The sequence below is a fragment of the Thermanaerothrix daxensis genome (genome assembly GCF_001306145.1).
Taxonomy (GTDB): Bacteria; Chloroflexota; Anaerolineae; order Anaerolineales; family Anaerolineaceae; genus Thermanaerothrix; species Thermanaerothrix daxensis.
In genome coordinates, this window is record NZ_LGKO01000002.1 from 853,821 (window position 1) to 867,563 (window position 13,743).

A 13,743-nucleotide genomic window follows, 5' to 3' on the forward strand; every position below is an offset into this window, starting at 1 on the left:
TCACGATTCCAGAGGAGGTTTTCTAACCATGATATAATACATAAACAGTCTAAATTAGAGCGTAAGAGCGTAGCGCGAGCAGAAAGCAATCCTTGATATAATCGAGGCGCTATGAAGTACTATATCTGGACCGAAGGTTGTCAAATGAACGTAGCCGACTCACAGCGGGTAGCGGCGGCGCTGGAACACTTAGGGTACGAGCCTGCCTCTGCCGCTGAGGAAGCGGATGTTATTGTTCTCAATACCTGTGTGGTACGGCAAAGTGCGGAGGATAAGGCTTATGGGCGTTTGAATGCGTTGCGTCCGCTTAAGAAGCAGCGCCCTGAGGTCGTGGTTAATTTGATGGGGTGTCTGGTAGGGGTTAAGGGCAATCCTAAGGTGGCCGAGCGCTTCCCATTTGTGGATGTTTTCTCCCCTCCATCCGACCCACGTCCACTCCTGGCATACCTGAGCCAGCGCTTAGGCCGAGATATTGAGGTGGAGGAGACAGCTCAACGTTTTGCGTGGATGGATGGAGAGGTGCCTTTGCCTCAGGAGGAGCGTGGGAAAGCCGTTTCTGCCTACATTCCAGTAGTCTATGGATGTTCGCATGCCTGCACGTTTTGCATCATCCCCTACCGTCGAGGGCCCGAGCGCAGTCGGCCGCCTGAGATGATTCTGGCGGAAGCACGGGCTCTGGTGGCCCAAGGGGTGCGCGAGATTACCCTCTTGGGGCAGATTGTGGATCGTTATGGCAAGGATGAGCCCGAATTCCCTACCTTGAGCGGTTTATTACGCCGTTTGCATCAGATCGAGGGGTTAGAGAGAATTCGTTTCCTGACCTCGCACCCCAACTGGATGACCGATGAACTTCTCGATACTGTGGCCGAATTACCCAAAGTGATGCCTCACATTGAGGTGCCCGTTCAAGCGGGCGATGATGAGGTGTTAGCGCGGATGCGCCGTGGGTACACGGCTGAGCAGTATCGGCGGTTAATTGAGCGAATTCGGACAAGGATACCAGGGGTGTCCATTGCAACGGACATCATTGTGGGATTTCCGGGCGAAACAGAAGCCCAGTTCCAGCGAACTTATGACTTGCTGGCAGAGTTGCGCCTGGACATGGCTCACCTGGCGCGTTATTCTCCCCGTGAAGGCACTGTGGCAGCCCGCAAGATGCCCGATGATGTGCCCGAGGAGGAGAAATGGCGGCGCTTCCGCCTGCTGGAGGCGCTCCAAGAGCGCATTGCTGGCGAAATTAACCAGCAATATGTGGGCAAGGAAGTTCTTGTCCTGTTTGAGGAGAGAGTTCGTCGGCGCTGGAAAGGACGCACCGAGACTAACAAACTTGTTTTTGTAGAAAGCGAGTTTGATCTGCGCGGTCAAATTTTGCCTGTGCGTATTACCTGGGCAGGCCCATGGTCAATGCTTGGTGAAATTACCCAGCAGGCTGATGCCTCGCACGCTGTGGTGAATATCTCTCAACATGCCTGAATTTCTATGACCAACGACCAGCGCCCTCTGGCGGGCAAGGTCATCCTGATAAGTGGTGCAGCGCGTGGCCTGGGACGCGTTCTGGCGTTAGCGTTGGCCCGGGCAGGGGCTGTTTTGGCTCTGCATGACCTGGCCCCCACCCATTTGGAAGAAACCTACCGACAGGTTCAAGCCCTTGCCTCGCCAGCCAGGTTGTATGTTGCTGACAGTGGCAAGGGATTACCCGCACGACTGCTTATCTCAGAGGTCTTGGAGGATTGGGGGCGTCTGGATGGGCTAGTTAATAACCTGCACGTTCATCCTGAAGCCGATCTTCTCAACCTAGATGAGTGGGACTGGGAACGTACTTTGGAGATTAACCTGAGTGGCCCTTTCCTTTTGATGCAGAGCGCCATTCCACCCATGATGGCATCTGGGAGTGGGGTGATCCTTAATCTGGTTGCCGAGGTTGTCTTTCCTGGGAACGAAAGGGTAAACGCGGCTTTTGCTGCCAGCCAATTTGGATTAGCCGGCCTGACTCAGGCAAGCGCTCATGAACTTTTTACTTATAATATTCTTAGTTGCGCGCTTGAAGTCGGGTCGTTGACCGAAATTTTGGACGAGGCCTTCTGGCTTGACGAGGAAGGACAAAAGCGAGTCGCCTGGATGGTACGTTGGATGGCGCGTCAAGTGGAAGCGCCAATAGAGGCCTGGCTGAGGCGCGCGGCATTTGAGGGCCTGGTGAGGAATCCATGATTGGCTTTCGGGATGTTTTACGGGGGTTGCGTGCGCTTTCAATCGGTGAACGGCCAGTGATTGTGCACGCTTCGCTTTCAGCGTTTGGACATGTGCATGGTGGGGCAGAGTCTGTGGTAGGGGCTTTGCTTGCGGTTTTTCCCGGGGTCATGGCACCTACGCATACTTATAAGACAATGCTCATCCCTGAGGAAGGACCACCGAACAATGCCATCACCTACGGTAGCGGAAGGGCTCAGAATGCTATGGCGGAATTCTTCACGCTGGATATGCCTGCTGATCCGCTGATGGGTATTATCCCGGAAACGCTGCGGCGGCATCCCCGGGCTAGGCGTTCAGGCCACCCCATCCTCTCCTTTGCGGGGGTTGGGGTTGAGGCGGCGCTGAACGCACAGACTCTGGAGGATCCTCTGGCTCCGATTCGGACTTTGATGGAGGAAGGCGGATGGGTTTTATTGATGGGGGTAAATCATACGGTCAACACAAGCCTGCATCTGGCCGAGCGTATCGCCGGACGCAGGCAGTTTTTACGCTGGGCATTAACCTTACAGGGAGTGGTTGCCTGTCCGGGTTTTCCAGGATGCTCATTAGGATTTGAGAAGGCAGAGCCGTTGCTGCGCCCTCTTACTCGTGAGACACAAATCGGTAATGCGACTGTGCGTGCTTTACCCTTGGCACCCATGATTGAGCGGATCGTTGCTCATCTTCGTGAAGACCCCGCGGCTTTGCTGTGTGATGATCCTTATTGTGAACGTTGTACGGCAATCCGCACGGAACTGGCGGCGGCCTAGAGTTAACACTTAGGCTAGATATTTCAACCCACTACCAGTGTTCAGGAGTAGTACCCGTTCTTCAGGCTGCACAAAGCCGGATTTTTGCAAATGACAGAGCGCGGCTACGGTTGCTGCCCCCTCTGGAGAGGCAAAGATGCCCTCTAACGAAGCCAGAGTTTGCTGAGCGGTCCGTATTTCGGCATCGCTGACGGCGATAGCTAAACCGTGCGAATCATAGAGTGCCTTGAGCACCAGGCGGTCTCCAAAGGATTTGGGCACACGCAGTCCCGAGGCTATGGTTTGGGCGCCTTCCCAAAATTCACAATGATCGGCATGAGCCTGAAAAGCGCGTACAAAAGGCGCACATCCCTGAGCCTGGATGGCGATCAATCGAGGTGGAGTCGTGTCTTCCAACCACCCCAGAGCTTTTAACTCTTGATAGGCCTTCCAGATCCCTGCCAGACCAATTCCACCTCCAGCGGGGTAGAGGATGACCTCTGGAAAACGCCACCCAAAAACCTGGGCAATTTCATAGCCCATGGTTTTCTTGCCCTCGAGCCGATAGGGTTCCTTGAAAGTAGAAACATCGTACCAGCCTTGCTCGAGCCTGGTGGCGGCCTCTCGCGCTGCATCGCTGATCAGGCCTGCTACCAAAATGACCTCGGCTCCTGCAATGCGAGCCTCTTCTATATTAGCGTGTGGGGTGTCGGAGGGCATGAACACGCAGGCCTTCAATCCTGCGCGGGCCGCATAGGCCGCCATGGCCCCCCCGGCGTTCCCGGCCGTGGGAACTAGCACCTGCCGCAGTCCTAATTCGCGCACTTTGGAGAGGGCTACGGCCTGCCCCCGGGCTTTAAATGTGCCAGTGGGATTCACTGCCTCATCCTTGAGATAGAGATGGGGTAAACCGACGTACTCCCCCAGACGTGGTAGGGTAAGGGTGGGCGTATCTCCTTCTCCTAGAGTGAGTGCCCAATGCGGATCAAAAACCGGAAGTAGCTCCTGCCACCGCCATAGACCTCGCGGGCGGTGAACCATTTGTTCGCGATCGAGGTGATGCCGCCCCTTTTCAAGATCGTAATGGGCCACTAGAGGAGCGGTGCAATGCGGACAAAAGCGCTGAGGCTCATGCGGTGAGAAGGACCGACCGCATTCAGAGCAAGCCAGGTGAGTGAGAAGTGAGGGGCTCAAAGAGACCTCCAGGGGATGACTTTGGGAGTCTATTGGGTTAGCAAAACGTAGATTTTGGTATTGTAAAGCGTTTGAAATGAGGCTAATCGGGTTTTGTGCTATACTCAAATAAAGTTACGTCCATTATAAAGTGCCTTTATTCTCTGGTGGGAGATAATTTCATTTTTCCATAAGGATATCGCTCAATGGAGTTGGAACAGGAGCGAGACTCGTTTGAACTGTTGCTGGAAATCAGCCGTGAGCTGGCATCCAGTTTAGATCTGGGAACGGTGCTGGCGCGCGTTTTGTTCCTCTCTACTCGCAATGTGGGGGCTGAGCGAGGAAGTCTGATTGCGTTAAACGAAGAGGGGAAGCCGATTGAAGCCGCCATTGTCGTTGAGGGTTCCATTTATCGCCCAACCGTGGCTGAAATGCGCGAAGTTTTGGAGCACGGGTTGGCTGGGTGGGTGGCGGATCATCGTCAGGCAACGCTGGTCGAGGACACCTCCAGGGATGAACGCTGGGTGAGGCGGGCTGATGACCGTGAAGAGGCCAACCGACGCAAATCCGCCATTTGTGTGCCTTTATTGGCACAGGATCAACTGGTAGGTGTGTTGACTCTGGTGCATGCCAGGCCGGGGTTTTTCACTCCAGAGCACTTGCGCCTGTTGCAGACCATTGCAGACCTGGCTGGGTTGGCGGTGCGAAATGCGCAACTTTATCATTCCATGCAGAGGGCGCAACAACGTTACCGAGATTTGTTCGATGACAGCATTGATCCAATTTTGATCACGACTGTGGAGGGTGTGATTGTTGAAGCCAATCGTCAGGCAATGGCAAGTAGTGGTTACGCTTTGCAGCAATTAGTAGGTCAATCCCTGGACCTCTTCCATCATGCCAACTGGGGATTGGTTCAAGAGCAATGGGCAAAGGGGGAGTGGCCTCATCCGATAACCTATCAAGGAACTGTCAGACGTCGAGATGGGAGCGAATTTCCGGTGGAGGTGTATGTACGCCGTGTGGTTTTACAGGATAAACCTTATCTGCAATGGACGTTACGAGACATCACAGAACGCAAAGCCCTGGATGCGCTTCGTGAAGACCTGACAGCCATGATCTACCATGATCTGCGTTCCCCCTTGGCCAACATTATTTCCAGTCTGGACATTTTGAACACTTTGTTGCCCCTAGAGAATATGCCGGCCTTGCAACCGGTTTTTCAAATTGCCATGCGTTCGACGGATCGTTTGCAAAGGCTAATCAGTTCCTTGCTGGATATTAACCGTTTGGAGGCCGGTCAACCCATTACAAATCGCAAGCCCATTCATCCACAGGCTCTGATTCAGGAGGCGCGCGAGGCGGTTCAACCCCTTTTGGAGAGTAAACAGCAGACTTTGGAACTTGAACTTCCCTCATCTCTGCCAGTAGTATGGGTGGATGGCGATATGATTCGGCGGGTTTTGATCAACCTCCTGGAGAATGCCATTAAATTTACCCCGACGGGTGGTAAGTTGCGACTGGGGGGCTCTGCTCAGGAAGATTATGTCCAGTTATGGGTTCAAGATAATGGCCCTGGAATTGATCCAGCCTATCACGAGGTGATTTTCGAGAAGTTTAGCCGCCTTCAGGGCGAACGCTATCCCCGCGGTTTAGGCTTAGGATTGGCCTTTTGCCAGCTAGCCGTGCAGGCACATGGTGGTAAAATTTGGGTGGAAAGTGAGACCGGGAAGGGAAGCCGTTTTGTCTTTACCCTCCCGGTTTACCGTGAACCCCAATCCACCTGAGGTCGGACAAAGGGCAGGTTATGCAGGAACTATTCCCAAACTTATATATCGAGCAAGGATATCCGGGCGTTGTCCTGGGGGTCATCACTCTCCCTCATGGGCTGGTACTGATTGATGCGCCGTTTCGCCCTGAGGATATTCGTTCGTGGCGGGCGGCGCTGGTTAACTTAGGGGGTGGCGTGGATCGTTTGCTTGTCAATCTGGATGCCCATGTGGATCGTACCTTGGGCAGTCGGGCCATGGATTGCACGGTGATTGCCCATGAGGGTGTGGTCGCGGTACTGCGTAATCGCCCAGCCACTCTCAAAGCCCAAGGTGTGGAAACCGGAGCGGAATGGGAACTTTATGAGAATTTAGGCAGCGTGCGTTGGTCTCCTCCTGAAATTACCTTCACCGAACGTATGAAGATTTTCTGGAATGAGGCGCCGCTGGTACTGGAGTACCACCCGGGACCCTCAAATGGGGCTATCTGGGTCAACGTGTTGGAACATAAAACGGTGTTTGTGGGCGATGCCGTGGTCTATCCGCAGCCCCCGTTCTTGGCTCAGGCGAATATTCCCGAATGGTTGCGCACTCTAGAGACTCTGGCTTCTGCCGAATACCGGGATTACCTCATCATTGGCGGACGGACCGGGCTGGTGACCTTGAAGGAAGTGGAAAGGCAGGCAGAGTTTCTGCAGAAGGTGTTAACTCGCCTGGAAAGCCTGGATACAGGCAGTGCCTCGCCTGAGGTCCTGATTGCAAACCTTGCCCGGGAATTGTTGGGAGAGTTTGAGGTTCTTCCTGAGCGTGCCGCTCAATATGAAAATCGCCTGAAGCACGGGCTGTGGCGTTACTACCTGCGTCATTACCGATCTTCTGAAGACACGGTGGAGGACTAAAGGAGGTCATCGGCATGACTGAATCGCCTTTTGTGCCCCTGGTTGAACTGACCCGCGGGCCCATTGTTGAGTCGGTTCATCATGGGGCATTGGTTGTTGTGGATTCCCAGGGGCGTTTGTTAGCCAGTTTGGGAAACCCTTCCCTGATTATGCATTTACGTTCCACGGCAAAGCCCTTTCAGTTGCTGCCTTTAATTGAGCAGGGGGCTGTGGAGCGATTCTCGCTCACTTCGGAAGAGATTGCAGTAATGTGCGCTTCTCACTCCGGGACGGATGAGCATGTGGCCGTGCTCACCCGTCTTCAGGCGAAGATGGGAATACAGGAGGGGGAATTACAATGCGGTGTGCATCCCCCGTTTGATGAGACTACCTGGCAGGCGATGATTCGGCAGGGGGAGTCTCCTACCCCCATTCGTCATAATTGTTCGGGAAAGCACACTAATATGCTGGCCCAGGCGGCTCTGATGGGGGCTGATCGGGGGAATTACCTTGATCCTCAGCATCCGGTGCAGCAGCGCATTTTACACACTCTGGCGGATATATGCGGTATTTCGCTGGAAGAAATTCGCATAGGAATAGATGGGTGCTCTGCGCCAGTCTTTGCGCTTCCTCTTTATAATGCTGCTTTAGGCTATGCCCGGCTGTGCGATCCAGTGGACCTGCCTTCCGAGCGGGCACAAGCCTGCCATATCATCACTTCGGCCATGATGGCGGCCCCGTTCATGGTGGCTGGACCAGGGCGCTTTGATACGTTAGTGATGGAAATTGGCAAAGATAAGATCATTGCGAAAGGTGGTGCAGAGGGATATCAGGGGATAGGTGTTATGCCGGGAGCCCTGGGGCCGGGCAGCCCTGGGCTCGGGATTGCCTTCAAGATCGCGGACGGTGATTCGGGGGGAAGAGCGCGTCCAGTGGTGGCTATTGAGGTCTTGCGCCAGTTAGGTCTGCTGGGAGAGGACGAGATAAAAACCCACCTCGCCGATTTGGCCACACGGCCTCTGAAGAATTGGCGTGGGTTGCATGTAGGCGAGATACGCCCGGTTTTCAAACTTAGGCTTACTTCCTAATTCTTTTTAGAGGGCAAGGCGGTAAAAGGTGGTGAAAAGTCAATCCGATCCGCGTTTGGTGGCCAAAGCCCAGCAGGTTTATGAACGGTTGTTACAGCAGTTTGGTGAACCACGCTGGCGCAAGCCCCTCTCGGCTCTAGAAGAACTGATTTCCACCATTCTTTCCCAGAACACGAATGATCGCAACCGTGATCTGGCCTTTGAGCGTTTAAGGGCACGTTTCCCATCTTGGGATGCTGTGCGTGATGCCGATCCGGAGGCAGTCATTGAAGCCATTCGACCAGCCGGCCTGGCCAATCAAAAAGGGCCGCGTATTCAGGCTTTGCTGCGCCAGATCACCGCTGAGCGAGGATCGTTAGATCTTTCATTCCTTGAGGAAATGTCTCCGGAGGAGGCTCGGGCCTGGTTGATGCGTTTCAATGGGGTGGGCCCTAAAACGGCTGCGATTGTTCTTCAGTTTGCTTTGGGAAAGCCTTCTTTCCCTGTGGACACTCATATTTACCGCGTCAGTGGGCGCTTGGGGCTGCGCCCCCCAAAAATGAGTGTTGAAGAGGCACATACTCACCTAGCTTCTCTGTTCGCACCGGAAACTTACGGGGTTGCTCATCTTAATCTCATCCGTCTGGGGCGTGAGATTTGCCTGGCGCGTCATCCGCGCTGTTCTGTTTGTCCTCTGAACGATTTGTGTGATGATTATCAGCTTCGGCTGAGAGATGCGCCCTGAGATTTTTGTCCGGAGGCTTCGATTGGCGTCACAGGCTTACAGAGAGGGGAGTCGTCTATAGGATTCACATAATTGCCAAGTAAATTAACCTTTGTTTGGCTTGACAATGGGATTTACCCCTCTATATAATCAAAGCAGTTTTTGGCTTTGAGGCTGTTTCCATCTCACCCCGGACAGACAGAAAACAAAAACAAGCGGATTCCCTCAACAACTTTGAAATCTATTGGCTCAAAAGTGCCTACATTCCCCAGTTGGCATTTGGCTGTATTATTTGTGATTTAATATCCTGAGGCTTGTGCGTTGGATTATTCTTCCCTGATCCCCCTTCTCATAGATACAGATGCTGGAGTGGATGACGCCAGTGCCCTGATGATTGCACTGGCCTGTCCTCGCGTGCAACTGTTGGCAATCACGACAGTACATGGCAATGTGCCGGTCAGGCAGGCTACTCAAAATGTCAGCCTTGTTCTGGATGTGATGGGTCGCGAGGTGCCTCTTTATGAAGGCGCCTCGCGTCCGCTTTTAGGGGCGCCTTTGGATGCTTCCGACATTATGGGTCCCGATGGCTTGGGTGGAGTAACCGCCTGGACGCAGCCCTCTATGCGCCAAAGGCGCTCGAGCATGGCGGCGGTTGCTCTGGTGCAATGGCTGACGCACCAGCCGGAATCCGCCCAAACCCATCTGGTGGCTTTGGGCCCGCTGACCAACCTGGCCCTGGCGCTTGCTTTGAAGCCAGATTTGCCGCGATATGTAGCGCGCCTGGTCATCATGGGGGGAACTTCTGAAGCGCGAGGAAATGCTTCGGCGGTGGCTGAGTTTAACTTCTTTGCAGATCCTGAAGCGGCGGCGCGGGTGCTTGAGGCAGGGTTCAAGGATGTGTGGTTGTTGCCGTGGGAGACCTCATTGCGCCATCCGATTGCCTGGTCGGACTTTGATGCGCTGCTCTTTCCGGAGAATCCGCGCACACGGTTTTTGCGGCATATTACCGGGTACCTCCGCCAACGCCTTCAAAACCTGGGGTTGCCCGGAATGGTCTTGCCGGATTTTTTGGCGATGCTGGTGGCTCTCTACCCTGAATGTGTCCAGGAAAGCCTTCCCGTCCATGCAACTGTCGAGACGGAGGGACGGCTAGGGCGGGGTTTGCTGGCAATTTCGTGGCTGCCAGGGGTTTCCACACCAAATCTCCATCTTGTGACCCGGCTGGACTTGCAGAAGGGGCTCGAGATTCTGCGGGCTTCGCTTACGGATGGGAACTGAAAGGAGGTGGTCCTGAGAGGTGGTGTTGTGAATTTGCCCCATGAGTTTAGATCCAGTTTGTCGCTCAACTTATTCCAGGAGGTAGAGGTCATGAAGTCAAAGGCTTTGGTTTTGGTGTACGTGCTGGTGGTGCTGGCTCTGGTTCTGGCAGCCTGTGCACCGGCTCAGCAGGGTGTTACCCAGGCACCCCCAACTGAAAAGAAACTCAGGGTGGTTAACCTGATCAATGGGGTGCTGGGGGATAAGTCCTTCTTTGATTCGGCGAATCGTGGCATGGAGATGGCGAAGAAGGATTTTGGCATTGAGGTCAAAACCATTGAGGCAGGCATTGATCCGGCGAAGTGGAAACCCGCCCTTGAAGACGCGGCTGCTAACGAAGAGTACGACATTTTGATTGTGGGCACTTTCCAGATGTCGGAGTTTCTCCAGGAAGTAGCCCCGAAGTATCCGGATAAAAAGTTCATCATTTATGATGTGTCGGTGGATTATAGTAAATGCGATTGCAAGAACGTATACTCGGTGACGTACAAGCAAAACGAGGGCTCCTATCTAGCGGGCTTGTATGCTGGGCTGATGTCACAATCCAAGATTGTGGGTGCCATTGGGGGACAAGATATCCCGGTCATCAATGACTTTATTGTGGGTTACAAACAAGGCGCCAAAGATGCCGGCCTTTCTGAGCAGAACGTCATTGTGCAGTATGCAGGCGGCTGGAACGACCCGGCGAAAGGGAAGGAGATTGCCCTGGCCATGTACCAGCAAGGGGCAGATATTGTCTTCAACATTGCTGGTGGTACAGGAGTTGGTATCTTCCAGGCCGCGCAGGAGGTTAACAAGTATGCCATCGGGGTAGATTCGGACCAGGCGTTGATCGTGGAAACCACTAACCCTGAGCAAGCCAAGCACATCCTTACCTCGATGATGAAGAACGTAGATAACAGCCTTTACCGCGCCATCAAACTGCACCTGGAAGGCAAACTGCCCTATGGGCAGGCAGAGGCGTTGGGCATTGCCGAAGGCGGAGTGGGTCTGGCTAAGAATAAATACTATGACCAGTTCACACCTGCTGAGGTAAAGGCTAAGATTGATCAGGCTGAGAAGGATATTCTTGAAGGCAAGATCGTTGTAGATACCGTCTTCAAATAAGAGCGGCTTAATGGGTGGGGACATGGATTTGTGTCCCCACCCATTTATAAAGTTAAATGGAGGTGGCATGGCGGCTCTGGTTGAGATGGACAACATTGTCAAGATTTACCCCAATGGGGTAGTTGCTAATGATGGTGTGTCATTTTCGGTGGAGCGGGGGGAAATCCATGCCCTGGTGGGTGAGAATGGTGCGGGGAAAACCACCTTGATGAAAATCCTCTACGGCGAAGAGCGCCCGACCTCCGGGGTGATTCGTATTAATGGTAATTCGGTGCATTTCCACTCACCCCAGGATGCCATTCGGTTGGGGATCGGGATGGTGCACCAGAATTTTATGCAGATCCCGTCGCTCACTGTAGCCGAAAATATTGTGTTGGGAAAGGAGCCAACCCGGCGTGGACTTTTGGATCGTAAGGCGGCGATTCAAATTACGGAGGAACTTTCACGCCAATATGGCTTGAAAGTAGATCCTGAGGCCACTATCGAGAGCGTCAACGTGGGCATGCGCCAGCGAGTGGAGATTCTCAAGATTCTTTACCGCGGAGCGCAGATTCTCATTTTAGATGAGCCCACAGCCGTGCTCACCCCCCAAGAAACGACTGAACTGTTCAAGTCCATTCGTACTTTGGTGAAGCAGGGCAAAACGGTGATCTTTATCACCCACAAATTGCGTGAGGTAAAAGAAATCTCGGATCGGGTAACAGTAATGCGGGGGGGCAGAGTGATGGGCACCCTTCTCACTCATGAGGCCACCCGTGAAGGGCTGGCTCGGATGATGGTTGGACGAGATGTCTTTCTGGAGGTCTCTAAGCCCCCGCAGGTGCGCGGCGAAAAGGTGCTCGAGGTCTGTGATCTAACTTATGTGTCTGAAACGGGGCGCCAGGTGCTTCGTGGGGTTTCGTTCAATGTGTATGCTGGCGAGATATTGGGGGTTGCGGGTGTGGAAGGCAATGGGCAAACCGAACTGGTTGAGGTGTTAACCGGCTTGCGACCTGCAACTGGGGGAGAGGCTAGGGTGCTGGGCACTCCCATATTAAATCGTACCCCGCGGGCAGTGCGGTTGGCGGGAGTGGCCCATATTCCTGAGGACCGTCTGACGAATGGTTTGGCTCTGCAAGCAACCATTAATGAGAATTTGATTGTAGATCGCTATTTTCGTCCCCCATTTCGGCGAGGTTGGTTCATTGATAACAACGAAGTGAGACGGCATGGACAGCAGTTGATCGAAATCTTCGATATTCGTACACCCGGGGGTGAGGTGCCTGTGGCTTCGCTTTCGGGAGGGAACATGCAGAAGGTGATTCTGGCGCGTGAATTTTCCAGCCAGCCTCAACTGCTCATTGCTGCTCAGCCAACACGCGGTGTAGACGTGGGGGCTACTGAATTTATCCGTGAACAACTGGTTGAACAGCGCAACCGCGGCACAGCAGTCCTACTGGTTTCGGCTGACCTGGCCGAGGTAATGAGTTTGTCAGATCGCCTGGTGGTAATGTATGAGGGGCAAATTACAGGCGTTTTCCCAGAGGCTGCAAAGGCGACGGAAGAGGAGATTGGCTATTACATGTTGGGGGTAAAACGGCAATCCCCAGAGGAGATGGAGGCCTATTTATGAACCTGTTGCGTAAGCCGGCTGTGCGAGAATTTTTACGCATAATAATTGCCGTCTCTGCGGCATTATTGCTTGGCTTTTTCATTACTTTGTTGGTTTCAAAACAACCCCTTGAAGCCTATCGCGCTTTTCTGTTGGGGCCCCTTTCTCGGTTTAATCGCTTTGGTGATTGGATTGAAGAATCAATTACTTTGACTTTGGTGGGGCTGGCCGTTGCACTGGTCTTCAAATCCAAACAATTTAGTCTGGGAGCTGAAGGCCAGATTTTGTTGGGTGCTTTAGTCTCGGGTTCAATTGCTCTTTTTGTTCCCTTGCCCGGTTATTTGCGGATTCCGCTGGCGCTTTTGGCTGCAATGGGAGTGGGCTTTGTGTGGGGATATCTTCCCGGCTACCTGAAGGCTCATTTGAATGCTAATGAAATTGTATCCACCTTGATGTTAAACACGATTGCGCTGAAGCTCTACGATTATTTTTTGATTTTTCACATCAAACCCCCGAATGCGGGTTACAACGCGTCGGAGACCTTCACGAAAGACGGAATTCTACCCTCGTTTGTTCCACCTTTGCCTTTCCTTGCGGACCTGCGTGCACGTTTCATGAGCCAGACCAACATTACGATCATGTTGTATCTGGCCATCCTTGCTTTCCTGGTGGCGTATTTTCTTATGTATCGCACTCCTTTTGGTTATGAGTTGCGCATGATTGGAGCCAATATCAAGTTTGCGCGTTATGGCGGCATTAATGTCAAACGCACCATTATTTTGGCCTTCGCGGTGAGTGGTGTTTTTGCCGGGCTGGCAGGAGCCCACCTTGCGATGGGCATTCACACCAAATTGATTCAGAACATTTCGCTTGGGATCGGGTTTGAAGGCATTGTTGTAGCCCTGATGGCACGCAACAATCCGCTTTTCGTCCCGCTTTCGGCGCTGGCTTACGGGTATTTGCGAGCGGGTGCGGATATTATGGAGCGCAGTTCTGATGTCTCGCGTGAGATGGTGTTGGTCATTCAGGCATTAATTATCTTGCTGGTGACCGCTGAGCAGGTGCTGCCCGTGATCCAGCAACGCGTAGCGGCTCGTCGGGAAGCCCAACCAGCCGCATCTCTGGCAGAGGGAGGCCAGTAG

12 protein-coding genes are annotated in these 13,743 nt (G+C 53.4%); 11 read left to right on the forward strand and 1 reads right to left on the reverse strand.

The window, feature by feature from the left end; all coding sequences use genetic code 11:
* Window positions 1–111 precede the first annotated feature (111 nt).
* Genes miaB through SE15_RS04290 form a run of 3 tightly spaced genes read left to right on the forward strand, consistent with a single transcriptional unit; the run spans window position 112 to window position 2,999 of the window.
* The gene (gene miaB, locus SE15_RS04280) at window positions 112–1,473 is read left to right on the forward strand and encodes a tRNA (N6-isopentenyl adenosine(37)-C2)-methylthiotransferase MiaB (protein WP_054520853.1); all 1,362 of its coding nucleotides are present in this window, start codon (window positions 112–114) and stop codon (window positions 1,471–1,473) included.
* 6 nt (window positions 1,474–1,479) lie between these two features.
* A complete protein-coding gene (locus SE15_RS04285; protein WP_054520854.1) occupies window positions 1,480–2,208 on the forward strand; it encodes an SDR family NAD(P)-dependent oxidoreductase in 729 nt (242 codons plus the stop codon).
* Complete coding sequence (locus tag SE15_RS04290) at window positions 2,205–2,999, forward strand: AAC(3) family N-acetyltransferase (protein WP_054520855.1); 795 nt, start codon at window positions 2,205–2,207, stop codon at window positions 2,997–2,999. Before SE15_RS04285 ends, SE15_RS04290 begins: the two co-directional genes overlap by 4 nt.
* A 9-nt stretch (window positions 3,000–3,008) precedes the next feature.
* Here SE15_RS04290 and SE15_RS04295 read toward each other — a convergent pair whose 3' ends face one another.
* The gene (locus SE15_RS04295; RefSeq protein ID WP_054520856.1) at window positions 3,009–4,172 is read right to left on the reverse strand and encodes a threonine synthase; all 1,164 of its coding nucleotides are present in this window, start codon (window positions 4,170–4,172) and stop codon (window positions 3,009–3,011) included.
* A gap of 185 nt (window positions 4,173–4,357) precedes the next feature.
* Here SE15_RS04295 and SE15_RS04300 point away from each other — a divergent pair, with 185 nt between their 5' ends.
* The 8 genes from SE15_RS04300 to SE15_RS04335 all read left to right on the forward strand — a co-directional run bounded on the left by SE15_RS04300 (window position 4,358) and on the right by SE15_RS04335 (window position 13,743).
* Window positions 4,358–5,935, forward strand: a complete 1,578-nt coding sequence (locus SE15_RS04300; protein ID WP_054520857.1) for a sensor histidine kinase — start codon at window positions 4,358–4,360, stop codon at window positions 5,933–5,935.
* A 20-nt stretch (window positions 5,936–5,955) separates the two neighbouring features.
* Window positions 5,956–6,816, forward strand: coding sequence for an MBL fold metallo-hydrolase (locus SE15_RS04305; protein WP_054520858.1), 861 nt, complete (start codon window positions 5,956–5,958; stop codon window positions 6,814–6,816).
* A 14-nt stretch (window positions 6,817–6,830) separates the two neighbouring features.
* On the forward strand, window positions 6,831–7,883 hold the full coding sequence (locus SE15_RS04310; RefSeq protein WP_054520859.1) for an asparaginase: 1,053 nt from the start codon (window positions 6,831–6,833) through the stop codon (window positions 7,881–7,883).
* A gap of 28 nt (window positions 7,884–7,911) precedes the next feature.
* The gene (locus SE15_RS04315) at window positions 7,912–8,607 is read left to right on the forward strand and encodes an endonuclease III domain-containing protein (RefSeq protein ID WP_054520860.1); all 696 of its coding nucleotides are present in this window, start codon (window positions 7,912–7,914) and stop codon (window positions 8,605–8,607) included.
* 300 nt (window positions 8,608–8,907) lie between these two features.
* On the forward strand, window positions 8,908–9,864 hold the full coding sequence (locus SE15_RS04320; RefSeq protein WP_054520861.1) for a nucleoside hydrolase: 957 nt from the start codon (window positions 8,908–8,910) through the stop codon (window positions 9,862–9,864).
* Window positions 9,865–9,954: 90 nt separating this feature from the next.
* Window positions 9,955–11,010 carry a BMP family lipoprotein gene (locus SE15_RS04325; RefSeq protein ID WP_054520862.1) on the forward strand — a complete coding sequence of 352 codons (1,056 nt, stop codon included), beginning with the start codon at window positions 9,955–9,957 and terminating at the stop codon, window positions 11,008–11,010.
* 67 nt (window positions 11,011–11,077) lie between these two features.
* Window positions 11,078–12,622, forward strand: coding sequence for an ABC transporter ATP-binding protein (locus SE15_RS04330; RefSeq protein WP_054520863.1), 1,545 nt, complete (start codon window positions 11,078–11,080; stop codon window positions 12,620–12,622).
* Window positions 12,619–13,743: an ABC transporter permease gene (locus tag SE15_RS04335; protein WP_054520864.1), complete on the forward strand. Its 1,125-nt coding sequence runs from the start codon at window positions 12,619–12,621 to the stop codon at window positions 13,741–13,743. Before SE15_RS04330 ends, SE15_RS04335 begins: the two co-directional genes overlap by 4 nt.